Raw genomic sequence first — 23717 nt, 5'->3', positions numbered from 1 at the left:
AAAGTCAAGCGATTGTTTTCACTTTTCTTTCGGCGCCCACTTCGCTAGGAAGCTGGCTCATCAGTCCGGCGTGTTCCGCCGTGCTGGTAGGGGCGCATTATATGGAGCCGCGCCGGGATGACAAGTGCTTTTTGCAAAAATGCGTTCGTTTGCTGAAAAAGCGAACTGAACACCCCAAAACAGCCCCTTGGCACCACATTTATGCCGCTTTTTTGCTCAACTCTTCGCTTTGTGCCCGGATATAGTTGACCCAGCTGGTTGCCTTCTGCTGCCAGTTATCCTGTTGCTGCAGCTCACGGGCCAGTTCCAGCGCCTGGGCATACTGCTCCTTATTAAGGTGTGCCTGCACCAGCAATGCTTTGGCACGATTGCCTTGCTCGCCTTTCACCGATGTGATGGCGGCGAGCTGGGTCATGGCGGCATCTGTCTTGCCTTGTTGCAGCAGCAGTTCGGCGGCGCGCATGGCGGCTTTGGGCTGACCGTGCTGGTTGGCCAGCTGTTGCCAGCTATCGACCGCTTGTGACCACTCCCGGGCACCTTCCCATAATTGGGCCAGCAGTTGGCGGTTTTCCGCACTTTGCTTCATCTGTCCCTTGGCCATGGCCGCTTCCAGCAGACGGGCACCACGATAAGGCAGCCCTTGCCAGGCATAGAGGCGGATCAGCTGATTGCGGGCTGACGCGTCATCCATCAGTTTTCTGTCGATGGCGGTCTGCAACAGTGCCAGCGCCTGATCGCCACGTTTGGCGGAGAGGTTGAGCGATACCGCCTGTTGCCACCATTTGCTCTCTGTCGGCTCGTGACGGATCAGCTCGGCCGCCTGATCGGCTGCCACACCATAACGTTGCTGGGCGGTGAGGGCAGAGAGACGAATAATGGCGGCCTGCTTCTGCCAACCCTTCTTCAACAACTGTTCGCTCTGGCTGGCGGCGTCACCGTACTGCTTGTTGTGGTAATAGAGGCCGGCCAGCCGCAGGCGCAGGCGCAGTGCATCGTCTTGCTTCAGTGCCAGCGCCGCCTTGTAGCTGGCGATGGCGCCAGACCAGTTGGATTGCTGAGCCTGAATATCGCCGCGCAGTCGCAGCAGCTGGAGCTGTTGCTGCTCGGGCCACTCTTTATAGGTGAGAGCCTGCTCCACATAACGGCTCGCCTGGGCGGTCTGTTGCAGGTTGGCCGCAAGCGAGGCTTGCAGCTGCGCCAGCCAGGCACGCTCAGCATCGCTACTTGGCTTGAGGCCGGACGTCTTGCTCTGGGCCTGTTGCCACTGGCCAGACTGATAGAGCTTCATCACGGGTTCAAGCTGACGGGAGAAGTGAGGGCTGACCTCCATCGCCAGACAGGCTTGGCCGACCAGGGCCAGCAGACAGATCCAGATCCGCAACATAGTTATGACTCCAGTTTGAATTTGAGCGTGATGACTTGCACCAGCTTGTCGGTGGCGCCCGGTCTCGGCTGATAGCGCCACTTGTTGATCGCCTGAATGGCCGCCCGCTCGAACTGACGCTTGGGCTTGGCCTCGACCACTTCCACATCCTGCACGCCACCTTCGGCATTCACGCTAAAGCGCAGGGTGACGAATCCTTCGATCCCTGACTGCTGGGCACGATAGGGATAGACCGGCTCGATCCGTTGCAGCGGCATCAGCATGTCACCGACGCCGATGCCCGCCCCCTGCTGCTGGCCGTGGTAGTTGCCACTCAATACCGGTGCGGTACTGGTCGCCACACCGGGGGCATAGACCTGCACAGCGCTGAGACTGGAGACCAGATCCAGACTCGGCTCAACGGCCGCCAAAGGGGCTGCTGCCGGCATCGGCAGTGGAGTCGAGGCCAATGCGGCGGGAGGCTCTGGCAGAGGCTCTGGCTCCTGCGGCACTGGACGCTCCCGCACCTGCACCTCGGTCACCTCGTTCTGCATATTGATGACGATGGGCTTCTGTTCACTCGCCACCTTCTCGCCTCGGGGCGGCTCAACCAGCGTGGCCATAAACAGCAGGATGCCCAGACTGAGGGCAATCCCCAGTCCCAGGCTCATCAACTTGTATTTCATTTCGGCGCCACCGCCACGGCGATATTGGCGATACCAGCCGCCTTGGCCTCATCCATCACCCGCACGACCTTGCCGTGGGGCACCCGCTCGTCGGCCTGGATCACCAGACTGGCATCGGGCTGCTCCGCCAACAGGCGGGCGATGGTGGCCTGTACCCGCTCCACATCGATCTGCTTGCGGTCGAGGAAGATCTGACCCTGGGCCCCGATCGCCAGCATGATGCTGGAGGATTTCTGCGCCTTGGCCTGACTGGCCTGGGGTCTGTGTACCTCGAGCCCGGCTTCGCGCACGAAGGAGGTGGTGACAATAAAGAAGATCAGCATGATGAACACGATATCCAGCATGGGGGTCATGTCGATCTGCACTTCGTCACGCTGGCGTTTGGATTGCCGTCTCATTGCATTACCTTCTCTTCTCGCAGGCCGTCCCGGGTCTTGACCAGCGCACGCTTGGCCTGACTCTCGAGCCGACTGAGTAACAACACGCCAGAGAGCGCCACCACCATGCCAGCCATGGTGGGGATGGTGGCGCGGGAGATCCCGCCCGCCATGCTCTCCGGGTTAAAGCGGTTGGCCGCGGCCAACGCATCGAATACGCCGATCATGCCGGTCACAGTGCCCAGCAACCCCAGCATGGGGCAGAGCACCACCAGGGTGCGGATGAAGATCAGATGACGGTTCAGTTCCAGCTCGGCTTGCGCCAGCCAGCGGCTGCGGATCGCCCGGGCGTGCCAGCTGTGGCGCTCGCTGCGTGCCTGCCAGCGGCCGAGCAGCTGTTGCTGCAGCGGGCCGAAACCCAGATTGAGGTAGAGCAACCGCTCGATCATCAAAATCCACATCAACACCAGCAGGGCCAGAATGACCCAGAGCACCGGGCCGCCACGGCCCATGAAGCTCTGCAGCTGTTGCCAGATGTCGAGCATCATGCTGCTCGCTCCATCCCACCGTTATTGCTCTCGGCGCGCTCGGCCAGAATGCCGGCCACCTGCTGCTCCAATACATTGGAGAGCTCGGTGAAGCGCGATTGCAGCAGGCTGTGAGCCAGGATCAGCGGAATGGCCGCCACCAGACCCTGTACCGTGGTGACCAGCGCCATGGAGATGCCGCCCGCCATGATCTTGGGATCGCCGGTGCCAAACTGGGTGATGGCCTGGAAGGTGCCGATCATCCCGGTCACAGTTCCGAGCAGACCCAGCATGGGGGCGATGGCCGCGATCACCTTGACCATGCCGATGCCGCGCTCCATGCGAGGGGTCTCCTGCAGGATTGCCTCATCAAGACGCAGTTCGAGGGTCTCCATGCTCAGCTCGGGATGCTTGTCAGCTACCGTCAGCACTCGACCGAGGGCATTGTCGGCATGGTACTCGCCGCTCTTGAGCTGGCGACGAACCCGACCCAGCTCACGGGAGAGGCTCCACAGCCGTACCGCCGCAATTCCCAAACCGATGGCGGCCAGCAGCACGATAATGGCACCAACCTGACCACCTTGCTGTACCTGCTGCCAGAAGGTGGGCGCCTGCGCCAACATCGCCAGCAGAGCGCCATGAGCAGGATCCAGCGGCAGCGCTTCCCCTTCCTGACCCTGATAAGCCGCAACGGCAGAGAGCACGCTACCGGGCAGACCCAGTACCGGGCTCAAGCCTTCGGCGGTCGGTTGCAGGAAGCCGTCGCTCCCCAGCAGGGCAAAGCTGCCAACCCGGGTCAGCGACTGCTCGCTGGCAGCCCCCTGGGCATCGAGCACCTTGCCGTTAAATTGGGCAATCTGGCCAGATTCGCGGATCTCCTGCAGCAGAGTGGCGGGCAGCAGGGCGAGGGCGGCGCGATCCGGCACCTGTTTATCCTGTGCCATGGCTTTCAGCGGGGCGAGACGCTCTGGGTACTGGCCCTCGACGGCGGATTCGCTCAGCAGCTTGACTGCATCGCTGGCGCCCTGACGGGTAACCGCGAAGATCTCGTTCATGTCGCCGGAGGCTTGCTCCCACTGGGCGTTGAGTTCGACCAGTTGCTTCTCGTTGCTGGCGAACTGGCTGGCCAGCTCCTTGCTCAGGCGCTGGGCCTCGGTCAGTCTGGCGCGGGCAGTGCCGAGCTCCCTGGCAACGGTCGCCAGATCTTGCTGAGCCTGCTGCTCACGAGCCTGTTCCTGCTGCTGCCACTCATCGGCGACAGCGGCGTTGGCACCGCTGGAGAGGGCAATAAGGAGGGGGAACCACTTCATGGTGACTCTCATGATTGGGCCTCCTGACTACGGCTGACAGAGAGGGGAACACTGAGCAACTGGGGAACTTTCTTGTCGGCAGCCACGTCCATCGCCTCGGCAATGGGGGAGAGCCACTGGCTGTCGAGGGCTTGCCACTGCTTCGCCTCGGCAGACCAGCGCCATGCCTGACTGCGATCGGCAGTCATCGCCAGCAGGGAGACCCGACCCAGCGCCAGCACATCGACCCGACGCGGGGCACCATCCAGCTCCAGCTCGGTGGAATAGCTGTCCATCCGGCTGCCGTACTCGGCTTCGATCTGATAGGCCTGCAGCAGCTGGCGGAATTTCTCCGCCTCGCTCACGTCGGCACGGGCCAGCGTCGCTTTCAACTGTTCAACCCGCGCCAGCCGATCTTCCTTGCGCAGCGGGATATCGTTTTGCACCAGCTGTTCCAGATCTCCCTGCATCTGCAGCATCAGCGGGATCAAGCCCTGACGGGTCTCTTGCACCGCTTCCAGCTGCTGGCTCAATTTACCCAGCTCATTTTGCTGATCGGCCACCAGAGATTGCATGTAGCGGTTGTAGGCTTCGAGGTCGCGCAGTTGCAGCTGGGCATTTTGCAGCTCCAGTCGTGCGGCAACGGCGGCATCGGCGGCTTTTTCCACCCGCTGCTGGGAGGCTTTCCCGGCAGCTATGCTGTTCTTGAGAGCGGGAGCAACCAGCTCATCCCCGATGGCAGCAAAGTGGACTGACAGTGGCAGCAGGGCCACACCCCATAACTTGTTCATTGAAATACATCTTATTAATGATAACTATTATCATTATCTCAAATGCAGCGCAGACTGGCAACGAGAGGATTTCCTTGGCCTTTATGCACAAAAACAGGATAATTTTTAAGCACGCACGGAATAAGTGGCGCCAATAGCCACCGCACAAATATAAATAACGAGAAAAAATCTTTTCGATCAGTGTGATAGAGATCGAAAAAGGAGAAAGTAATGCTCAACGATGCGATCTGGGAACATATCGACAAGTTCACCAAGGCAACAAAAACCAGCGATATCCAGCAACTGCTGGAGCGCTTCAGTCATCAAATGGGCTTTGATTACTTTCGGCTGCTGATTATTTTCCCCATCAGCATGCAAAAATCCCACGTGGCACTGTTCAACAACTGTCCGACCACCTGGTTTGACGCCTACAGCGAAAACCAGTATCTGACCCAGGATCCGGTGGTCTATCTGGGGCTGAAACAGACCCAGCCGATCTTCTGGAACAAGCTCGACTGCGATTCGCCTTGGCTACCCAGCGCCAGCCGCGACGTGATGAACCTGGCGGCCGATTTCGGGGTACGCAATGGCGTCTCCTTTCCGCTGCACACCCCGCAGGGGGAGCACGGCATCCTCTCATTCATCACCAAGGAGAAATCCAACTCCGATCTGATGTTTGAAAATGTTCCGCTGCTGTCGTTCTGCGCCAGCTACATCTTCAACTCCGCGCTGCAACTGATCAAAAGCAGACCGGATATGATGAAATACCTGACCGAACTGTCGGATCGGGAGAAGGAGTGTCTGTTCTGGGCCAGCGAGGGCAAGACCTCCTGGGAGATCGCCACCATCCTCGGCATCAGTGAGCGGACGGTCAACTTCCACCTGACCCAGGTGACCAACAAGACCGATTCGAAGAACCGCAGCCAAGCCATCGCCAAAGGGATCACCAGCGGCATCATAGTGCCCTCCCTCGACGAGGTGACCATCACCAATCTGCGGCTGTCGTAACCCTCAGCCGAAACAAAAAGAGCCGCAATTGCGGCTCTTTTTCATTTCAAAAAGTGACTTATCAGAGAGTGACTTACTCAACGGTCACCGATTTTGCCAGGTTGCGCGGCTGGTCCACGTCGGTGCCCTTGATCAGGGCGACGTGGTAGGAGAGCAGCTGCAGCGGCACGGTATAGACGATTGGCGCGATCATCTCTTCCACGTGGTTCAGGTTCATGACTCGCATGGTCTCGTCGCTCTTGAAGCCGGTATCGGCATCGGCGAACACGTAGAGGATACCGCCACGGGCACGCACCTCTTCCACGTTGGACTTGAGCTTCTCCAGCAGATCGTTGTTCGGTGCCACCACAATGATGGGCATCTCGGCATCGATCAGCGCCAACGGGCCGTGCTTCAGTTCACCAGCGGCATAGGCTTCTGCGTGGATGTAGGAGATCTCCTTGAGCTTGAGCGCCCCTTCCATGGCGATGGGGTACTGGCTGCCACGGCCGAGGAACAGGCTGTGGTGCTTGTCGGCAAACTCTTCGGCCAGGGTTTCGATATCCTTGGCCAGCGCCAGGCTCTCTTTAATACGCAGCGGCAGGGCTTGCAGCGCCTTGACCAGTTCGGCCTCGGCGGCCGCGCTCAGGTTGCCACGGCAGTGACCGACCGAGGCCACCAGCATCAGCAGGCCAGCCAGCTGGGTGGTGAACGCCTTGGTAGAGGCCACGCCAATTTCAGCACCGGCACGGGTCATGAATGCCAGATCCGATTCACGCACCAGCGAGGAGCCCGGTACGTTGCAGATAGCCAGCGAGCTCATGTAGCCGGACTCCTTGGCCAGACGCAGCGCCGCCAGGGTATCGGCGGTCTCGCCACTCTGGGAGAGGGTCACCAGCAGGCTGTTGGGGCGCACCACCGATTTGCGATAGCGGAACTCGGAGGCGATCTCCACATCGCAGGAGACGCCAGCGATCTCTTCGAACCAGTAGCGGGCCACCATGCCGGAGTTGTAGGAGGTGCCACAGGCGACGATCTGCACGTGCTCGACCTTGTCGAAGATGGCGCGGGCACCGTTGCCGAAGGATTCGACCACCACGTGATCGCTGCCAAGACGCCCTTCCAGGGTATTGGTGATGGCTTTGGGCTGCTCGTAGATCTCTTTGAGCATGTAGTGGCGGTATTCGCCCTTGTCACCGGCATCATGGGAGAGCTCGGACTCCTGCTCCTCGCGCACCACGGCGTTGCCGTTGGTATCGAAGATGTGTACGTCGCGACGGGTCACCTCGGCCACATCACCCTCTTCCAGGAAGATGAAACGGCGGGTCACCGGCAGCAGCGCCATCTGATCGGAGGCGATGAAGTTTTCGCCGATGCCACGGCCGATCACCAACGGTGAACCGGAGCGGGCAACCACCACGCGGCTGTCATCGCGGCTGTCCATCACCACGGTACCGTAGGCACCGCGCAGCTGCTTCACCGCAATCTGCATGGCGACCAGCAGGCTGGGGGCGCTCTTCAGCTCGTGATGGACCAGATGGGCAATCACCTCGGTGTCGGTGTCGGAGCTGAACACATAGCCCAGCGCCTTCAACTCTTCCCGCAGCTCTTCGTGGTTCTCGATGATGCCGTTGTGCACCACCACGATATGCTCGGAGACGTGGGGGTGGGCGTTGCGCTCGGAAGGCTCGCCGTGGGTGGCCCAGCGGGTATGGGCGATGCCGGTACCACCATGGACGGACTGCTCGTCGAGCGCCTTGGCCAGCTCGGCCACCTTGCCCAGACGGCGCACCCGCTGCAGCGGCTGGTTGGCGCTGAATACGGCCACACCGGCGGAGTCATAACCGCGGTACTCCAGACGGCGCAGGCCCTCTACCAGAATTTCAGCCACATCACGTTGGGCAACAGCCCCGACGATGCCACACATACACTTCTCCTTGAGATGCAAATCGTAAAAAAAAAACAGTTGGATGGTTCAGAGCTCGAGGTCAGCAGACTGACTGTCAGTGACTGACGGGGACGCAAATAAGCGTCACCCCCTGAGCTTGAATCTGTTCTCTGGCCTCGCTGGCCAGCCCCTCGTCGGTCACCAGGGTATGAATGCTCGACCAGGGCAGTTCGAGATTGGGGATCTTGCGGCCGATCTTTTCCGACTCGACCATCACAATGACCTCCCGCGACACCTCGGCCATGACCCGCGACAAGCCCACCAGCTCGTTGAAGGTGGTGGTGCCACGCTCCGGGTCGATGCCATCGGCACCGATAAAGAGCTGGTCGAAGTCGTAGGAGCGCAGCACCTGTTCCGCCACCTGACCCTGGAAGGATTCGGAGTGGGGATCCCAGGTGCCACCGGTCATCAGCAGGGTGGGCTCGTTCTCCAGCTCGCGCAGGGCACCAGCCACATTGAGGGAGTTGGTCATCACGATGAGGCCGCGCTTGTTGCCCAGCATGGGGATCATGGCGCTGGTGGTGCTGCCGCTGTCGATGATGACGCGGTTGTGATCACGCAGCCGCTCGGCCGCCGCACGGGCAATGGCTAACTTTCGGTTCGAAACTTGTTCGGGGTTGACCTCGACCACCATCTCGCTCGGCAAGGGGACGGCACCACCGTAACGGCGCAGCAGCAGACCACCGGTCTCCAGCACCGCCAGATCTTTACGGATGGTCACTTCGGAGGTAGAAAAGTGTTTGGCGAGGGTATCGACACTCACTTCACCCTGCTCTTGTACCAGGGTCACTATGGTGTGGCGGCGTTGTTGAGTATTACGTTTGGTCATTTTTAAGTTTCGATTCGAAAGAACATCGAAATATTAGCCCCTTTTTCGGAAAAATAAAACAGCAAATAGGATCCGATTTGGTTCGATGCCAGAATGGGGGGCCAATTTGCGACGAGGATGCCATGCAAAAGAGAGTCATCTGGCTGGTGGAGGATGAGGCCAGCATCGCCGACACCCTGATTTATGCCCTGCAGACCGACGGGTTCGAGGTGGAGTGGTTCATGTTGGGCCAGCAGTTGCTGACACGACTGGAACAGACGCGACCCGACTTCCTGATCCTCGATGTGGGGCTGCCCGACATCAGCGGCTTCGAACTCTGCAAGCAGGTGAGGGCGCTGACCGATATTCCCCTGATGTTCCTCACCGCCCGCAGCGAGGAGATAGACCGGCTGATCGGGCTGGAGATCGGGGCCGACGACTATGTGGCCAAGCCCTTCTCGCCACGGGAGGTGTGTGCCCGGGTGCGGGTCATCCTGCGCCGCAGCCAACCCGTCGCCCCCCAACCCAGCGCCCTGCTGGTGCTGGATGAGGAGCGGGCCCGCATCCATTTTCGCGGCCAGCCGCTGGCCCTCACCCGCTACGAATATCTGCTGCTCAAGACCCTGATGCTGGCGCCGGGCCGAGTCTACTCCCGCCAGCAGCTGATGGATCTGGTGTGGCAGGATGCGGAGGAGAGTCTGGATCGCACCGTCGATACCCATATCAAGACCATCCGCGCCAAGCTGCGCGAGCATGATCCCGAGGCCAACCTGATCCTCACCCATCGTGGACTGGGCTACAGCCTGGAGCTGGCATGAGACTCGGGCTGCAACTGCTGTGCGGCCTGCTGCTGATCTTCGCGCTGGCCGCCTGGTTCGTGCTGGAGATCTTCGTCGAGGAGATAAAACCCGGGGTGCGCAGCGCCACCGAGGATACTCTGGTGGACATGACCCAGCTGCTGGCGCCTCTGGCGCTGGATGATCTGCAAGAGGGCAATATGATGAACGGGCGGTTGGCCAGCGCCTTCGCCCGCCTCAACCAGAATCCCATCAATGCGATGATCGACGGCCACCTCAAGCAGCAGGCGGAGTACCGCATCTATGTCACTGACCGGCAGGGCATGGTGATTTACGACTCCGACGGCACGGATCTGGGCAAGGACTATTCCCGCTGGAACGATGTCTACCGTACCCTGCGCGGCCAGTATGGCGCCCGCAGCACCCGCACCGATCCCGATGATGCCGCCAGCTCGACCATGTATGTGGCGGCGCCGCTGCGGGAAGGGGCCGAGATCATCGGCTCCCTCACCGTCGCCAAACCGAATCGCACCCTGATGCCCGCCATCGAGCGCGGGGAGCAGGAGCTGCTGCGGGCCGGCGGCCAGATGCTGCTCATCTCGCTGCTGATCGGCAGCCTGCTGGTGTGGTGGCTCAACCGCGCCATCGGCAAGCTGGTGCACTACGCCGACTCGGTCAGCAAGGGGGAGGCGGCACCGCTGCCACGGCTGCACACCGTCGAGCTGGATCGGCTCGGCCGCTCGCTGGAGACCATGCGCCACCAGCTTGATGGCAAAAGTTACATCGAGGACTACGTCCATAGCCTGACCCACGAGCTGAAGAGCCCGCTGGCCGCCATTCGCGGGGCAGGGGAGATTTTGGCCGAAACGCCGCCTCCCGAAGTCGCCAAACGCTTTATCGGCAACATCAATCTGGAAACCGCCCGCATGCAGCAGCTGATCGAGCGCATGCTGCAACTGGCACGACTGGAGTCGGGGCAGGGGCTGGATCGCCAGTCGGTGGAACCGGCAAAACTGGGCAAGCGCACCCTCGATGCTCGCCAGATCATCGCCCAGCGCCGTCAGGTCGAGTTGGTGGCCGAACTGGCCAGCGCACCGAAACAGAAGTGGGACCCGCTGCTGGTGGAGCAGGCCATCGGCAACCTGCTGGATAACGCCATCGACTTCTCTCCCGCCAACGGGCTGGTCACCCTGAGCGGCAGCCAGCAGGGGGAGGGCTACTGTTTTCGGGTCACCGACAGCGGCCCCGGCATTCCCGACTACGCCCTGCCGCGCATCTTCGAGCGCTTCTACTCCCTGCCACGCCCGGACAAGGGCAAGAGCAGCGGTCTGGGGCTCAGCTTCGCCCATGAGGTGGCCCACCAGCATGGTGGCCGCCTGACCCTCGCCAATCGGCCGGAAGGTGGTGTGCTGGCGGAACTCTGGCTGCCATTCGCCTAGTCACCTCCCCACCACTTCACATTCACCACACAAAGCGGCGTTAAACTGCCGCCTTATCTTATTGATTAGCCTCATCCATTTGCTCAAGGAAATGCTATGTCCCGCCTGCTTCTCTCCAGCCTGCTGGCTGCCGGTCTGCTCGCCGCTCTGCCAGCCTCCGCCGCCAGCGGCTGTTTTCTCTATGCTGACGGCAACGGCCAGACCCTCTCCAGCGAAGGGGACTGCTCCAGCCAGCTGCCGCCAGCGTCTACCTTCAAGATCCCGCTGGCGCTGATGGGTTACGACAGCGGTTTTCTGGTGGATGAAGAGCATCCGGCGCTGCCCTTCAAACCGGGTTACGACGACTGGCTGCCCGCCTGGCGCGAAACCACCACGCCGCGCCGCTGGGAAACCTACTCGGTGGTCTGGTTCTCCCAGCAGATCACCGAATGGCTGGGGATGGAACGCTTCCAGCAATACGTCGACCGCTTCGACTACGGCAACCGGGATCTCTCCGGCAATCCGGGCAAGCATGACGGCCTGACCCAGGCCTGGCTAAGCTCCAGCCTTGCCATCAGCCCGGAGGAGCAGGCCCGCTTCCTCGGCAAGATGGTGAGCGGCAAGCTGCCTGTTTCGGCGCAAACCCTGCAGCACACCGCCAATATCCTCAAGGTGAGCGAGATCGACGGCTGGCAGATCCACGGCAAGACCGGCATGGGCTACCCGAAGAAGCTGGATGGCAGCCTCAACCGCGATCAGCAGATCGGCTGGTTCGTCGGCTGGGCCAGCAAACCGGGCAAGCAACTCATCTTCGTCCATACCGTGGTGCAAAAGCCCGGCAAGCAGTTCGCCTCCCTCAAGGCGAAAGAGGAGGTGCTGGCCGCCCTGCCCGGGAAGCTGAAGACCCTGTAATTACTCCAGAAGCCGGCGCAATGCCGGTTTTTTTATCCCCCTTCACCACCACTTCACACAAGCCCATCACCACTTCACGCCAAGCTGACAGACTCGCTCCATCCAACAAGGAGACGTGTCATGGTCAAACAGATATTCACCCACAAGATCTTTCTGCTGCTATTGCTCAGCCTGCTGTTGATGGTGCCGGTGCAATCCATCATGGAGCTCAACCGGGAGCGTCAGGCTTACCGCAGTCAGGCCATTCACAGCATCATGGCCAGCAGTAGCGGCCCGCAACGGCTGATGGGGCCTATCCTGGTACAGCCCTATACCCGCTCGGTCACGGTCGAGCAGGAGGGCAAGCGTTTCGTCCGTCAGGAGCAGCTCTACCGCTACCGGCTGCCGGAGCAGTTGGATATCAAGGCCAACATGGAGGTCACCCCGCGCAAGCTCGGCATCTATCAAGCGCAGGTCTATCAGACCCGGCTCACCCTCTCCGGCCGCCTGCCTACCCGACAGAGTCTGCTGGATAGCACGACCCCACAGCTCGGTGAAACGGCCGAGCTGGTGGCGGGCAAACCCTACCTGAGCCTGGTGCTCTCCGATGCTCGCGGTATCAACAGCGTGCCCGAACTGCAGCTCGGCACACAGCGGATCCCGTTTGCCCCCGGTGCCCGCCTCGGTGACGCGCTGGCGGGTATCCATGCCCCGCTCGACAGCCTGCCGCAGCAGGATGGCACCTTTCATCTGGAGCTCAATCTGCAGGGGATGAACGCCCTCGACATAGTGCCGCTGGGCAAGGAGAGCACCCTGCTGCTGGCGGGCAACTGGCCCCATCCCAACTTTATCGGCGACTTTCTGCCGGGCAGTCGCACCCTGAGCCCGCAAGGGTTTGAGGCCAACTGGCAAACCAGCTGGTTTGCCAGCGACATGGAGACCCGCTTCAACCGGATGATGAACGGGGGCGATAGCAATCTCTCCAGCTTCAGCGTCAGTCTGGTGCAGCCGGTGGATCACTATCAGCTCAACGAGCGGGCGGCCAAATATGCCCTGCTGTTTATCGGCCTCACCTTTATCAGCTTCTTCATGTTCGAGCTGCTCAAGGGGCTGCGGGTCCACCCGATCCAGTACGCGCTGGTGGGCATGGGGCTGGCCATCTTCTATCTGGTGCTGCTGGCACTGACCGAGCACCTCGGCTTTGGCTGGGCCTATCTGGTGGCCGCACTGGCCAGCGTGCTGCTCAACGGCTTCTATCTGAGCCATGTACTGGGCGGCCCGAAGCAGGGGATAGGTTTCGCGGCACTGCTCGGGCTGGTCTATGCCATCCTCTACAGCCTGCTGCAGGCCGAAGAGATCGCCTTGCTGCTCGGTGCCCTGCTGCTGTTTGCCACTCTGGCACTAATCATGACGCTGACCCGCAAGCTCGACTGGTATCAGGTGATGGACTACAGCGCCCCCACCACCACATGGGCGGCCCCCCAGCCATCGACCGGTGACACCAACCATCAGTGATAAGTCCAAAAAAAACCGGCGCCATCAGGCGCCGGTTCTATTTTATTGATCGGGCATCACTTCTTCTTGACCGGGCGAGCCCAGTTCTTGATGTGGCGCTGGGGCACCCGGGTGATCACCAGCTCGTTCTCGGCCACATCCTTGGTGATGGTGGAACCTGCCCCCAGGGTTGCACCCTTGCCGATGCGCACCGGCGCCACCAGCTGGGTATCGGAACCGACAAACACATCATCCTCGATGATGGTCTGGAACTTGTTCACGCCGTCGTAGTTGCAGGTGATGGTACCGGCACCGATATTCACCTTGGCACCCACCTCGGCATCCCCCAGATAGGTGAGGTGACCACACTTGGAACCAACCCCCAGACGGGCCTTCTTCATCTCGACGAAGTTGCCGACGTGGGCATCCTGCTCCAGCACGGCACCCGGGCGCAGACGGGCAAACGGGCCGACCGAGCACTGATCCGCCACCTGAGCCCCTTCAACGATGGAGTAGGGCTTAACCTCGGTGTGATCGCCAATGACGCAATCCTTCAGCACGGCACCGGCACCGATACGGACGTGGTTGCCGAGGGTTACCTTGCCTTCGATGATGACGTTGACATCGATCACCACCTCTTCACCGATCTCGAGGGTTCCGCGTAGATCGAAGCGGGCCGGGTCGATCAGGGTAGCACCGGCGATCATCAGCTTCTCGGCCTGCATCTGCTGGTAGCTGCGCTCAAGGGCTGCCAGCTGGACCCGGTTGTTGGCCCCTTCCACCTCGGCGGCACGCTCCGGATGGACCGCCGCGATCGGGCAGCCATCGCCGTGCGCCATGGCGATCACGTCGGTCAGGTAGAACTCGCCCTGGGCATTCTTGTTGTCCAGACGGGAGAGCCAGCTGCGCAGCTGGCCGCCGTTGGCCACCAGCACGCCGGTGTTCACTTCGCGGATGGTCAGCTGCTCGGCGTTGGCATCTTTCTGCTCGACGATGCCGACCACCTGACCGTTTTCACGGACAATGCGGCCATAGCCGGTGGGGTTGTCCAGCACCACGGTCAGCAGTGCCATGCCATCGCTTGCCTTGGCAGCCAGCAGTCGTTGCAGGGTCTCTGGCTGGATCAGCGGGGTATCGCCGTACAGCACCAACACATCGTCTTCATCCTGCCAGAACGGGATGGCCTGGGCGACGGCGTGACCGGTCCCCAACTGCTGCGCCTGCAGCACCCAGTTGACATCGGCGGCGACGATCCGCTCTTTCAGCAGCTCGGCACCGTGGCCATAGACCAGATGCAACTGCTCGGCACCGACCTGACGGGCGGTATCGATCACATGGGAAACCATGGGTTTGTTGGCTACCGGGTGCAGTACCTTGGGCAGAGTGGAACGCATGCGGGTACCTTTACCCGCCGCCAGGATCACGACGTTGAGAGACATGACTTCGACCTTGAACTTGTGTGGAAATTCTCGGCGGAGTCTATCGAACGGGTAAAAAAAAAGCGACCCGAAGGTCGCTTTTTACATCACCGTTATTAGCGGTAATTCTTTTTGACGATATCGATGACTCGCAGTTGAGCCATCGCCTTGGCCAGCTCGGTAGCGGCCTGGGCGTAGTCGATATCACCATGGGAGCTGTGGATCCGCTCTTCGGCTGCGCGCTTGGCTTCCTGGGCTTTCGCCTCATCCAAGTCGTCAGCTCGAATCGCGGTGTCCGCCAGCACGGTCACGGATTCAGGTTGTACTTCCAGCATACCGCCGGAGATGTACAGCACCTCTTCAGTTCCGTTCTGCTTCACCAAGCGGACCAGGCCCGGCTTGATGGCAGTCAGCAACGGAGCATGACCGTGGCGGAGACCCAACTCACCTTCGGAGCCTGATACCTGAGCAGTTTGCACGCGACCGGAAAACAGTTTTCCTTCGGCGCTCACCACATCCAGGTGAAAGGAGATCATCTCTGCCATGGGCCCTCCTGTCGAGGCTTACAGTTTCTTGGATTTCTCGACGACTTCGTCGATACCGCCAACCATGTAGAACGCCTGCTCGGGCAGATCGTCATACTCGCCTTTCAGGATGCCCTGGAAACCACGAATGGTCTCTTTCAGCGGCACGTATTTACCCGGAGAACCGGTAAACACTTCTGCTACGAAGAACGGCTGGGACAGGAAACGCTCGATCTTACGGGCACGGGCTACGGTCAGTTTGTCTTCTTCTGACAGTTCATCCATACCCAGGATGGCGATGATGTCCTTCAGCTCTTTGTAGCGCTGCAGTACGGTTTGAACGCCACGAGCGGTCTCGTAGTGCTCTTTGCCAACCACCAGCGGATCCAGCTGACGAGAGGTAGAGTCCAGCGGGTCAACGGCCGGGTAGATACCCAGTGCCGCGATCTGACGGGACAGTACAACGGTCGCATCCAAGTGGGCGAAGGTGGTCGCCGGAGACGGGTCAGTCAAGTCATCCGCAGGCACGTAAACGGCCTGTACGGAGGTGATGGAACCAGTCTTGGTGGAGGTGATACGTTCTTGCAGAACACCCATCTCCTCGGCCAGAGTCGGCTGGTAACCTACTGCGGAAGGCATACGGCCCAGCAGTGCGGATACTTCAGTACCGGCCAGGGTGTAACGGTAGATGTTGTCCACAAAGAACAGCACGTCACGACCTTCGTCACGGAACTTCTCGGCCATGGTCAGGCCGGTCAGCGCTACGCGCAGACGGTTTCCGGGCGGCTCGTTCATCTGACCGTAAACCAGAGATACTTTGTCCAGTACGTTGGACTCCATCATCTCGTGGTAGAAGTCGTTACCCTCACGGGTACGCTCACCTACACCGGCAAACACAGAGTAACCACTGTGTTCGATTGCGATGTTACGGATCAGCTCCATCATGTTTACGGTTTTGCCTACACCGGCACCACCGAACAGACCAACTTTACCACCCTTGGCGAACGGGCATACCAGGTCGATAACCTTGATGCCGGTCTCCAGCAGATCGTTGCTGTTGGACTGATCTTCGTAGCTGGGGGCAGCGCGGTGGATAGACCAGCACTCTTCTTCACCGATCGGACCTTTTTCGTCGATTGGCTCGCCCAGTACGTTCATGATCCGACCCAGAGTCGCAGTACCGACCGGAACCTGGATGGATTTACCGCTATTCACTACTTCCAACCCACGACGCAGACCGTCGGAGGAGCCCATGGTGATGCAACGAACGACGCCGCCACCGATCTGTTGCTGAACTTCCAGCACCAGACCCTGGCCTTGACCTTCGCTAACGACCTTCAGTGCATCGTACACCTGGGGCACGGCATCCTGCGGGAACTCGATGTCCACCACAGCGCCGATGATTTGGACGATGAAACCGTTACTCATGTCAAATCCTCTAAACCTTTGATAACCCTTGCCTTACACCGCAGCAGCACCGGATACGATCTCTGTCAGCTCCTGGGTAATACTGGCCTGACGGGCCTTGTTGTATACCAGTTGCAGATCGTTAATCAGGTTACCGGCGTTGTCAGTCGCGGCTTGCATGGCAACCATTCGGGCTGCCTGTTCACTTGCCAAGTTTTCCACTACCCCCTGGTACACCTGGGACTCGACATAGCGAATCAGCAGGGTATCCAGCAGTTGCTTGGGATCCGGCTCATAGAGGTAATCCCAGTGGTGTTTCTTGGCGAGCTTGCTGTCTTCAGTTACGGGCAAAGGCAGCAGTTGATCGACCCGTGGTTGCTGCACCATGGTGTTGACGAACTTGTTGTACACCAGATACAGCTTGTCAATCTCACCGTTGTCGTAAGCCTTCAGCATGACCTTGACTGAACCAATCAGGTCATTGACGCTCGGGTTATCGCCCAGTCCTGCGACGTGAGCTTTCACCTTGGCGCCGTGCCGTTCAAAGAAGTTGGAGGCCTTGTTACCGATCAGTGCCAGGTCAACCTTGGCACCTTTCGCGCTCCATTGCTTCATATCATTGAGGGCAGCCTTGAACAGGTTGATGTTCAAACCGCCACACAGGCCACGGTCGGTGGAGACGACGATGTAACCCACTCGCTTGACCTCACGTTCGATGAGGTAGGGGTGCTTGTATTCCAAGTTCCCCTGAGCGATATGGCCGATCACCTTGCGCATGGTTTCAGCGTACGGACGGCTGGCAGACATGCGTTCCTGCGCACGGCGCATTTTGCTTGCTGCCACCATTTCCATAGCGCCGGTGATCTTCTGAGTGTTTTTCACACTCCCGATCTTGTTACGTATCTCTTTTGCGCCGGCCATCTCTTACTCTCCATCAGGTGGCAGCTCGCGCTGCCACACACGCTTACCAGGTCTGGGTTGCCTTGAAGTCATCCAGCAACGCAGTCAGCTTGCCAACGATCGCGTCGTTGTAGTCGGCCTTGGCATTGATTTCAGCCATCAGCTCGGCATGCTGGGTATTGGCGTAAGAGAGCAGAGCGGCTTCGAAGTCGACGATCTTGTTCAGCTCGACATCGGAGAGATAGCCTTTCTCGGCGGCGAACAGCACCAGAGACTGGTGAGCCACGCTCAGCGGAGAGTACTGCTTCTGCTTCATCAGCTCGGTCACTTTCACACCGTGATCCAGCTGCTTGCGAGTCGCATCGTCCAGATCGGAAGAGAACTGGGCGAATGCCGCCAGTTCGCGATACTGGGCCAGTGCGGTACGGATACCACCGGACAGCTTCTTGACGATCTTGGTCTGGGCAGCACCACCTACACGGGATACGGAGATACCCGGGTCAACCGCCGGACGAATACCGGAGTTGAACAGCTGTGAAGTCAGGAAGATCTGACCATCGGTGATGGAGATCACGTTGGTCGGAACGAACGCAGAAACGTCACCCGCCTGGGTTTCGATGATTGGCAGCGCGGTCAGAGAACCGGTCTGGCCTTTCACGGCACCATTGGTGAACTTCTCTACGTACTCGGCGTTAACGCGAGCAGCACGCTCCAGCAGACGGGAGTGCAGATAGAAAACGTCACCCGGGTAAGCTTCACGTCCGGGCGGACGGCGCAGCAGCAGGGAGATCTGGCGATAAGCTACGGCCTGTTTGGACAGGTCATCATAGATGATCAGCGCGTCTTCACCGCGGTCACGGAAGTACTCACCCATGGAGCAACCGGCATACGGAGCCAGGTACTGCAGGGCAGCCGCTTCGGAGGCAGAGGCAACGACCACGATGGTGTTAGCCAGGGCACCGTGCTCTTCCAGCTTGCGCACCACGTTGGCGATGGTGGAGGCCTTCTGGCCAATCGCAACGTAGACACACTTAATGCCGGAATCTTTCTGGTTGATGATGGTGTCGATCGCGATGGCGGTCTTACCAACCTGACGGTCACCGATGATCAGCTCACGCTGGCCACGACCAATCGGGATCATGGCATCGATGGCTTTCAGACCGGTCTGGACCGGCTGGTCAACAGACTTACGCTCGATAACGCCCGGTGCGATCACTTCGATCGGCGAGAAGCCGTCGTTGTCGATCGGACCTTTACCGTCGATCGGCTGACCCAGGGTGTTCAACACCCGGCCCAACAGACCACGACCTACCGGCACTTCCAGAATGCGGCCAGTACCTTTTACTTTCATTCCTTCTGACAGACCGTCATAGGAACCCATAATCACCGCACCGACGGAGTCACGCTCCAGGTTCAATGCCAGAGCGTAGCGGTTGCCCGGCAGCTCGATCATCTCACCCTGCATGGCATCAGCCAGGCCGTGAATACGAATGATACCGTCGCTCACAGAGACGATAGTACCTTCGTTACGCGCTTCGCTTTTTACATCAAACTGCGCAATGCGCTGCTTGATCAGCTCGGCGATTTCAGTGGAATTCAGTTGCATGCTCTAATACCCCAATCAAGATTGCAGCGCGTCAGCCATGCGATCCAGCTTACCGCGGACTGTGCCGTCGATTACCAGATCACCGGCCTTGATGAGCACCCCGGCCATCAAGGACGCATCGATGCTGCAATTCAGCTTCACTTTGCGCGCGAGACGTTGTTCCAGAGAAGCCTGAATATTGGCTTTCTGCTGGTCGGTCAGTTCGATCGCCGAAATCACGTCAGCCTGAACCTCTTTATCCAGTTCAGCTTTGAACGCTACAAATTCAGCAACGACCGCCGGCAGCACACCCAAGCGACCATTCTCGGCCATCACCCGGATCAGGTTCTGGCCATGCTCGTCGAGTTGCTCACCACAGATACCGACAAATAGATTTGCAAGCTCTTCGGCAGCCACAGAGCCGTTTACCAGGTTGTGCATGGTCTCGTTTTCCGCTACTTGCGCAGCGAAACCGAGCATACCCAGCCACTGGTCAACCGCCTTGTGCTCAACGGCAAACTCGAAAGCAGCCTTGGCGTAGGGGCGAGCGATTGTAGTCAGTTCAGACATAGCCCCGTTCCCGTTACAGTTCTGCTACCAGTTTGTCGACGATGTCGCTGTTGGCAGCCTGGTCGATTTGACGCGCCAGGATCTTCTCTGCACCAGCAATGGCAAGAGCAGCAACCTGCTTACGCAGTTCTTCTTTGGCACGATGACGTTCAGCTTCGATCTCGGCACGGCCCTGAGCCAGGATTTTTTCCCGCTCGGATTGGGCACCAGCGGCAGCTTCATCAATGATCTGGGCTTTACGTTTGTTAGCCTGTTCAATGATTTCAGCAGCCTGCAGCTTGGCTTCTTTCAGCTGATCGGTGGCGTTGGCCTTGGCCAAATCCAGATCTTTCTTGGCACGTTCGGCAGAAGAGAGACCGTCAGCAATAGCTTTCTGACGGGCTTCGATGGCAGCAATCAGCGGCGGCCATACGTACTTCATGCAAAACACTACGAAGAAGAAAAAAGCAATTGCTTGGCCGAGGAGGGTGGCATTGATATTCACAGCCGATGTCCTCTTAAGTTAGTTAATGGGTTATGCCTGGAGAGTCGTAACGACTTAGCCAGCAACCGCAAACATCACGTACAGACCCAGACCAACGGCGATCATCGGGATCGCATCCACCAGACCCATTACGATGAAGAACTGGGTACGCAGAACAGGGATCAGATCCGGTTGACGAGCAGCACCTTCCAGGAACTTGCCACCCAGGATACCGATACCGATGGAAGCGCCGATAGCAGCCAGACCCATCATCATTGCAGCAGCGATGTACAGCAGGTCCATGTTCAAGTTTTCCATGAGGATCTCCAGTTATTTAGATGTAATTGATTGTATAAAAAGGATTATTTGAGTTTCATCAATTATGGTCTTCCTGCGCCATCGACAGATAGACGATGGTCAGAACCATGAAAATGAATGCCTGCAAAGTGATGATCAGGATGTGGAAAATTGCCCAAGGCACGGACAGGATCCACTGTGACCACCAGGGTAACAAACCCGCAATCAGGATAAAGATCAGTTCGCCAGCATACATGTTGCCGAACAGTCGAAGACCCAGAGAAACAGGTTTGGAAATCAGCGTAACAGTTTCCAGGATGAGGTTAACCGGGATGGCCGCCGGGTGGTTGAAAGGCTGAAGCGTCAGCTCCTTCACAAACCCGCCGATACCCTTGACCTTGATGCTGTAGTACAGGATCAAGAAGAACACGCCCAAAGCCATGGACATGGTGATGTTAACGTCAGCAGAGGGAACCACACGCAGATAGGGAATACCCATCAATTGTGCAGCGTGAGGGATAAAGTCAACGGGGATCAGATCCATGAAGTTCATCAGGAAGATCCACACAAACACGGTCAACCCCAAAGGTGCGATGACCTTGTTGCGACCGTGAAAGATGTCTTTGACGTTACCATTCACAAACTCGACCAGCATCTCCACAAAGCACTGCAGCTTACCCGGCACACCGCTGGTAGCGTTAACGGCTACTTTGCGGAACAACAGGATAAACAGGGCGCCTAGCACGACGGAAAATATCATTGAGTCGATATTGACCGTCCAGAACCCGGACCCGACTTGAAGGTGGGTCAGGTGGTGGGAGATATATCCCTGAGGAGTCAGGACTTCTCCGGTTGCAGACATGAGTTTTCCTAATAGTGGTTGTTAAGCGTGAATGAAACCATCCACTGTACAACGAGGGCGAGGATATAAGTGGCGAAAAACGAGACGGTAACGACCTCGACTCCCGCACCGGACAGCAGGGCAAACAGACCTGCGGTCGAAATGAGCTTAATCCCAGCCCCACCATAAAAGTCCCGCAAAACCAGGCCCACACTCTCGGTTGTCACCTTGCGGCGCAGCACCCAGACAGTAAACAAGGCTTGAGGAACCCAGTACATCCCCCCTCCGTAGAGGGCGGAATAACCGGCGCTGGCACCAGTCAGGTAAAACCAGACGGCACTCATCGCCAGGATCAGGATGAGCTGACAAACGAGCATAACCAAGGCCAGTGTCAAACCTTCCAAGGCTAATTTCTGCTTCACCAACCTACCCCTGAACATTACAGAACTGTAAAAAATCGGGATCCGAAGACCCCATGTTAACAGCTCTTAAAGCCGGTCAAATTATACCCTTGAGGGCAGCTATTGCAATATGACAAAAATCCTTAATTTTTGCGGCTTTCAGCGGCAAATCAAGGTTATGGCCATATCAAAAGGAATGGATGTTTTATTACTACAAAAAGCGTAAAAATCACGATTCCGACACGCCAAAATAGCCCAATATACGGTCCAAATCGGACAAATTCTCGTAACTTATTACTAACTTCCCGCTATCCCGCTTGCCAGGCTGAAGTTGCACCTGATTGCCAATTTTTTCTGCCAGTTGGCGCTCCAGGTAACCGATCTGCGGATCACGGGCAGGTTCGACCCTGGCTTTTGCCGGTTCCAGCGCTTTTTGCACCAGCTTCTCGGTATCGCGCACGGTCAACCCCTTCTGGGCAACCAGCTTGGCCAGTTCGGACTGGGCCTGGCCGCTCAGGGCCAGCAGGGCACGGGCATGACCCATGTCGAGGTCACCATGCTCGACGAAACGCTTCACGTCGTCGTTGAGCTGGTTGAGGCGCAGCAGGTTGGTCACCGTGGTGCGGGACTTGCCCACCGCCTCGGCCACCTGCTGGTGGGTGAGTTCGAATTCGGTCAGCAGTCTTTGTAAAGCGACCGCCTCTTCGATGGCATTGAGGTCTTCCCGCTGAATATTTTCAATCAGCGCGATGGCGACGGCGGCCTCGTCGGGCACATCCTTGACGATGCAGGGCACCACCTCGAGACGGGCCAGCTGGGACGCGCGCCAGCGCCGTTCACCGGCAATGATTTCGAATGATTGTTCGCCGAGAGGGCGTACCACGATGGGCTGGATCACCCCCTGAGCGCGGATGGAGTTTGCCAACTCTTCCAGTGCGTCCTGGGACATGTCCTTGCGGGGCTGGTACTTGCCGGACTGCAACCACTCCACCGGCAGCTTGCGCAGCTCGCCCTGATTGGTAGGGGCCATGGCCTCTTCAGTACGTTGATCGCTCATCACCTGTTTCTGGCGGGCAGCCGTGCTGGTACTGAGCAGGGCATCCAGCCCCTTGCCCAGTCCACGTTTTTTCGGAGTCATATGCTCTCTCGGTCTGCGATGGTCGCCTGACGCTCCTGCTCCTGGCGGCGCAGCATTTCGCCAGCCAGTGCCAGGTAGGCCTTGGCGCCCACCGATGATTTGTCATAGTGCATGGCCGGGGCACCGAAACTCGGCGCCTCCGCCAGTCTAACGTTGCGGGGAATGATGGTGCGGTAGACTTTGTCGCCGAAGTGCTGTTTTAGCTGATCGGACACATCATTGGCCAGCCGGTTGCGGTGATCGAACATGGTGCGCAGCACCCCTTCGATCTTGAGCTCCGGATTGACCACGGCGGCCAGCTTGCTGATGGTATCGACCAGGGCGGTAAGCCCCTCCAGCGCGTAATATTCGCACTGCATGGGCACCAGCACGGAGTCGGCGGCAGCCATGGCGTTTACGGTCAGCATGTTGAGAGAGGGCGGGCAGTCGATGAAGACGTAGTCGTATTTGTCCCGCACCGAGGCCAGCGCATTGCGCAGGCGGATTTCGCGGGCGAAAAATTCCATCAGACGGATTTCGGCCGCGGTCACGTCGGCGTTGGCGGCGATCAGGTGATAGCCCCCGGTAGTTTCGGGGATGATCACTTCGCTGATGGGGGCATCCTCGATCAGCAGCTCATAGGCGGTGCGCTCGACGTCATACTTGTCGACACCGCTGCCCATGGTGGCATTGCCCTGCGGATCCAGATCGATCACCAGCACCTTGCGCCGGGTGGCAGCCAGGGAGGCGGCCAGATTCACACAGGTGGTGGTTTTACCCACTCCACCCTTCTGGTTGGCTATGGCGATGACTTTTCCCACACGATCCCCTAAATGAAA

General features: G+C 59.0%; 25 protein-coding genes. 5 read left to right on the top strand and 20 right to left on the bottom strand.

The window, feature by feature from the left end:
- Positions 1-199 precede the first annotated feature (199 nt).
- The 6 genes from BN1115_RS09165 to BN1115_RS09140 are packed head-to-tail and all read right to left on the bottom strand — an operon-like array spanning position 200 to position 5033.
- Entirely contained in the window at positions 200-1384 is a 1185-nt protein-coding gene (locus tag BN1115_RS09165; protein ID WP_042656900.1) for a tetratricopeptide repeat protein, read from the bottom strand.
- 2 nt (positions 1385-1386) lie between these two features.
- The gene (locus BN1115_RS09160; RefSeq protein WP_042656899.1) at positions 1387-2049 is read right to left on the bottom strand and encodes an energy transducer TonB; all 663 of its coding nucleotides are present in this window, start codon (positions 2047-2049) and stop codon (positions 1387-1389) included.
- Positions 2046-2447, bottom strand: coding sequence for an ExbD/TolR family protein (locus BN1115_RS09155; protein ID WP_005339369.1), 402 nt, complete (start codon positions 2445-2447; stop codon positions 2046-2048). The genes BN1115_RS09160 and BN1115_RS09155 overlap by 4 nt, the downstream gene beginning before the upstream one ends.
- Positions 2444-2974, bottom strand: a complete 531-nt coding sequence (locus tag BN1115_RS09150) for a MotA/TolQ/ExbB proton channel family protein (protein ID WP_042656898.1) — start codon at positions 2972-2974, stop codon at positions 2444-2446. Before BN1115_RS09150 ends, BN1115_RS09155 begins: the two co-directional genes overlap by 4 nt.
- A complete protein-coding gene (locus BN1115_RS09145; RefSeq protein WP_042656897.1) occupies positions 2971-4275 on the bottom strand; it encodes a MotA/TolQ/ExbB proton channel family protein in 1305 nt (434 codons plus the stop codon). Before BN1115_RS09145 ends, BN1115_RS09150 begins: the two co-directional genes overlap by 4 nt.
- On the bottom strand, positions 4272-5033 hold the full coding sequence (locus BN1115_RS09140) for a DUF3450 domain-containing protein (protein ID WP_042656896.1): 762 nt from the start codon (positions 5031-5033) through the stop codon (positions 4272-4274). Before BN1115_RS09140 ends, BN1115_RS09145 begins: the two co-directional genes overlap by 4 nt.
- Positions 5034-5243: 210 nt before the next feature.
- Here BN1115_RS09140 and BN1115_RS09135 point away from each other — a divergent pair, with 210 nt between their 5' ends.
- Positions 5244-6020, top strand: coding sequence for a helix-turn-helix transcriptional regulator (locus BN1115_RS09135; RefSeq protein ID WP_005357256.1), 777 nt, complete (start codon positions 5244-5246; stop codon positions 6018-6020).
- A 73-nt stretch (positions 6021-6093) separates the two neighbouring features.
- Here BN1115_RS09135 and glmS read toward each other — a convergent pair whose 3' ends face one another.
- Positions 6094-7926, bottom strand: coding sequence for a glutamine--fructose-6-phosphate transaminase (isomerizing) (gene glmS, locus BN1115_RS09130; protein ID WP_042656895.1), 1833 nt, complete (start codon positions 7924-7926; stop codon positions 6094-6096).
- Between the two features lie 76 nt (positions 7927-8002).
- Positions 8003-8776, bottom strand: a complete 774-nt coding sequence (locus BN1115_RS09125; RefSeq protein ID WP_042656894.1) for a DeoR/GlpR family DNA-binding transcription regulator — start codon at positions 8774-8776, stop codon at positions 8003-8005.
- Between the two features lie 122 nt (positions 8777-8898).
- Between BN1115_RS09125 and blrA the strand changes: the two genes are divergently transcribed.
- The 4 genes from blrA to creD all read left to right on the top strand — a co-directional run bounded on the left by blrA (position 8899) and on the right by creD (position 13376).
- Complete coding sequence (gene blrA, locus BN1115_RS09120; RefSeq protein WP_013724228.1) at positions 8899-9573, top strand: beta-lactam response regulator transcription factor BlrA; 675 nt, start codon at positions 8899-8901, stop codon at positions 9571-9573.
- A complete protein-coding gene (gene blrB / locus BN1115_RS09115) occupies positions 9570-10991 on the top strand; it encodes a beta-lactam sensor histidine kinase BlrB (RefSeq protein WP_042656893.1) in 1422 nt (473 codons plus the stop codon). The genes blrA and blrB overlap by 4 nt, the downstream gene beginning before the upstream one ends.
- 96 nt (positions 10992-11087) lie before the next feature.
- Positions 11088-11882 (top strand): OXA-12 family class D beta-lactamase, encoded by a 795-nt coding sequence (gene blaOXA / locus BN1115_RS09110; protein WP_042656892.1) that lies wholly within the window; start codon positions 11088-11090, stop codon positions 11880-11882.
- 120 nt (positions 11883-12002) lie between these two features.
- Positions 12003-13376 (top strand): cell envelope integrity protein CreD, encoded by a 1374-nt coding sequence (creD, locus tag BN1115_RS09105; protein ID WP_042656891.1) that lies wholly within the window; start codon positions 12003-12005, stop codon positions 13374-13376.
- 56 nt (positions 13377-13432) lie between these two features.
- Here creD and glmU read toward each other — a convergent pair whose 3' ends face one another.
- The 12 genes from glmU to BN1115_RS09045 form a co-directional block, all read right to left on the bottom strand.
- Positions 13433-14794 carry a bifunctional UDP-N-acetylglucosamine diphosphorylase/glucosamine-1-phosphate N-acetyltransferase GlmU gene (gene glmU / locus BN1115_RS09100; protein ID WP_042656890.1) on the bottom strand — a complete coding sequence of 454 codons (1362 nt, stop codon included), beginning with the start codon at positions 14792-14794 and terminating at the stop codon, positions 13433-13435.
- Between the two features lie 95 nt (positions 14795-14889).
- Complete coding sequence (locus BN1115_RS09095) at positions 14890-15318, bottom strand: F0F1 ATP synthase subunit epsilon (RefSeq protein ID WP_005342354.1); 429 nt, start codon at positions 15316-15318, stop codon at positions 14890-14892.
- Between the two features lie 18 nt (positions 15319-15336).
- On the bottom strand, positions 15337-16725 hold the full coding sequence (gene atpD / locus BN1115_RS09090) for a F0F1 ATP synthase subunit beta (protein ID WP_005342353.1): 1389 nt from the start codon (positions 16723-16725) through the stop codon (positions 15337-15339).
- Positions 16726-16758: 33 nt separating this feature from the next.
- Positions 16759-17625: a F0F1 ATP synthase subunit gamma gene (atpG, locus tag BN1115_RS09085; protein ID WP_042656889.1), complete on the bottom strand. Its 867-nt coding sequence runs from the start codon at positions 17623-17625 to the stop codon at positions 16759-16761.
- A gap of 43 nt (positions 17626-17668) precedes the next feature.
- Positions 17669-19210 carry a F0F1 ATP synthase subunit alpha gene (gene atpA / locus BN1115_RS09080; RefSeq protein WP_033138551.1) on the bottom strand — a complete coding sequence of 514 codons (1542 nt, stop codon included), beginning with the start codon at positions 19208-19210 and terminating at the stop codon, positions 17669-17671.
- Between the two features lie 15 nt (positions 19211-19225).
- Positions 19226-19759 (bottom strand): F0F1 ATP synthase subunit delta, encoded by a 534-nt coding sequence (gene atpH / locus BN1115_RS09075; RefSeq protein WP_005342351.1) that lies wholly within the window; start codon positions 19757-19759, stop codon positions 19226-19228.
- Positions 19760-19772: 13 nt separating this feature from the next.
- Positions 19773-20243, bottom strand: coding sequence for a F0F1 ATP synthase subunit B (gene atpF, locus BN1115_RS09070; protein ID WP_005339336.1), 471 nt, complete (start codon positions 20241-20243; stop codon positions 19773-19775).
- A gap of 54 nt (positions 20244-20297) precedes the next feature.
- The gene (gene atpE, locus BN1115_RS09065) at positions 20298-20540 is read right to left on the bottom strand and encodes a F0F1 ATP synthase subunit C (protein WP_005307205.1); all 243 of its coding nucleotides are present in this window, start codon (positions 20538-20540) and stop codon (positions 20298-20300) included.
- A gap of 58 nt (positions 20541-20598) precedes the next feature.
- Complete coding sequence (gene atpB, locus BN1115_RS09060) at positions 20599-21381, bottom strand: F0F1 ATP synthase subunit A (protein ID WP_042063276.1); 783 nt, start codon at positions 21379-21381, stop codon at positions 20599-20601.
- A gap of 8 nt (positions 21382-21389) precedes the next feature.
- A complete protein-coding gene (locus tag BN1115_RS09055; RefSeq protein WP_042063277.1) occupies positions 21390-21800 on the bottom strand; it encodes an ATP synthase subunit I in 411 nt (136 codons plus the stop codon).
- A 190-nt stretch (positions 21801-21990) separates the two neighbouring features.
- Complete coding sequence (locus tag BN1115_RS09050; protein WP_005342343.1) at positions 21991-22899, bottom strand: ParB/RepB/Spo0J family partition protein; 909 nt, start codon at positions 22897-22899, stop codon at positions 21991-21993.
- Positions 22896-23699, bottom strand: a complete 804-nt coding sequence (locus BN1115_RS09045) for a ParA family protein (protein WP_042656888.1) — start codon at positions 23697-23699, stop codon at positions 22896-22898. The genes BN1115_RS09050 and BN1115_RS09045 overlap by 4 nt, the downstream gene beginning before the upstream one ends.
- Positions 23700-23717 lie beyond the last annotated feature (18 nt).

It is taken from the genome of Aeromonas allosaccharophila (assembly GCF_000819685.1).
Classification (GTDB): domain Bacteria; phylum Pseudomonadota; class Gammaproteobacteria; order Enterobacterales; family Aeromonadaceae; genus Aeromonas; species Aeromonas allosaccharophila.
Note: the sequence above shows the minus strand (reverse complement) of the source record. Positions and strands in the feature narration are given on the sequence as shown.

Coding starts and splice junctions, on each gene's coding strand:
- BN1115_RS09165 (WP_042656900.1), bottom strand. CDS start 1,384: ATGTTGCGGATCTGGATCTGTCTGCTGGCCCTGGTCGGCCAAGCCTGT.
- BN1115_RS09160 (WP_042656899.1), bottom strand. CDS start 2,049: ATGAAATACAAGTTGATGAGCCTGGGACTGGGGATTGCCCTCAGTCTG.
- BN1115_RS09155 (WP_005339369.1), bottom strand. CDS start 2,447: ATGAGACGGCAATCCAAACGCCAGCGTGACGAAGTGCAGATCGACATG.
- BN1115_RS09150 (WP_042656898.1), bottom strand. CDS start 2,974: ATGATGCTCGACATCTGGCAACAGCTGCAGAGCTTCATGGGCCGTGGC.
- BN1115_RS09145 (WP_042656897.1), bottom strand. CDS start 4,275: ATGAGAGTCACCATGAAGTGGTTCCCCCTCCTTATTGCCCTCTCCAGC.
- BN1115_RS09140 (WP_042656896.1), bottom strand. CDS start 5,033: ATGAACAAGTTATGGGGTGTGGCCCTGCTGCCACTGTCAGTCCACTTT.
- BN1115_RS09135 (WP_005357256.1), top strand. CDS start 5,244: ATGCTCAACGATGCGATCTGGGAACATATCGACAAGTTCACCAAGGCA.
- glmS (WP_042656895.1), bottom strand. CDS start 7,926: ATGTGTGGCATCGTCGGGGCTGTTGCCCAACGTGATGTGGCTGAAATT.
- BN1115_RS09125 (WP_042656894.1), bottom strand. CDS start 8,776: ATGACCAAACGTAATACTCAACAACGCCGCCACACCATAGTGACCCTG.
- blrA (WP_013724228.1), top strand. CDS start 8,899: ATGCAAAAGAGAGTCATCTGGCTGGTGGAGGATGAGGCCAGCATCGCC.
- blrB (WP_042656893.1), top strand. CDS start 9,570: ATGAGACTCGGGCTGCAACTGCTGTGCGGCCTGCTGCTGATCTTCGCG.
- blaOXA (WP_042656892.1), top strand. CDS start 11,088: ATGTCCCGCCTGCTTCTCTCCAGCCTGCTGGCTGCCGGTCTGCTCGCC.
- creD (WP_042656891.1), top strand. CDS start 12,003: ATGGTCAAACAGATATTCACCCACAAGATCTTTCTGCTGCTATTGCTC.
- glmU (WP_042656890.1), bottom strand. CDS start 14,794: ATGTCTCTCAACGTCGTGATCCTGGCGGCGGGTAAAGGTACCCGCATG.
- BN1115_RS09095 (WP_005342354.1), bottom strand. CDS start 15,318: ATGGCAGAGATGATCTCCTTTCACCTGGATGTGGTGAGCGCCGAAGGA.
- atpD (WP_005342353.1), bottom strand. CDS start 16,725: ATGAGTAACGGTTTCATCGTCCAAATCATCGGCGCTGTGGTGGACATC.
- atpG (WP_042656889.1), bottom strand. CDS start 17,625: ATGGCCGGCGCAAAAGAGATACGTAACAAGATCGGGAGTGTGAAAAAC.
- atpA (WP_033138551.1), bottom strand. CDS start 19,210: ATGCAACTGAATTCCACTGAAATCGCCGAGCTGATCAAGCAGCGCATT.
- atpH (WP_005342351.1), bottom strand. CDS start 19,759: ATGTCTGAACTGACTACAATCGCTCGCCCCTACGCCAAGGCTGCTTTC.
- atpE (WP_005307205.1), bottom strand. CDS start 20,540: ATGGAAAACTTGAACATGGACCTGCTGTACATCGCTGCTGCAATGATG.
- atpB (WP_042063276.1), bottom strand. CDS start 21,381: ATGTCTGCAACCGGAGAAGTCCTGACTCCTCAGGGATATATCTCCCAC.
- BN1115_RS09055 (WP_042063277.1), bottom strand. CDS start 21,800: ATGTTCAGGGGTAGGTTGGTGAAGCAGAAATTAGCCTTGGAAGGTTTG.
- BN1115_RS09050 (WP_005342343.1), bottom strand. CDS start 22,899: ATGACTCCGAAAAAACGTGGACTGGGCAAGGGGCTGGATGCCCTGCTC.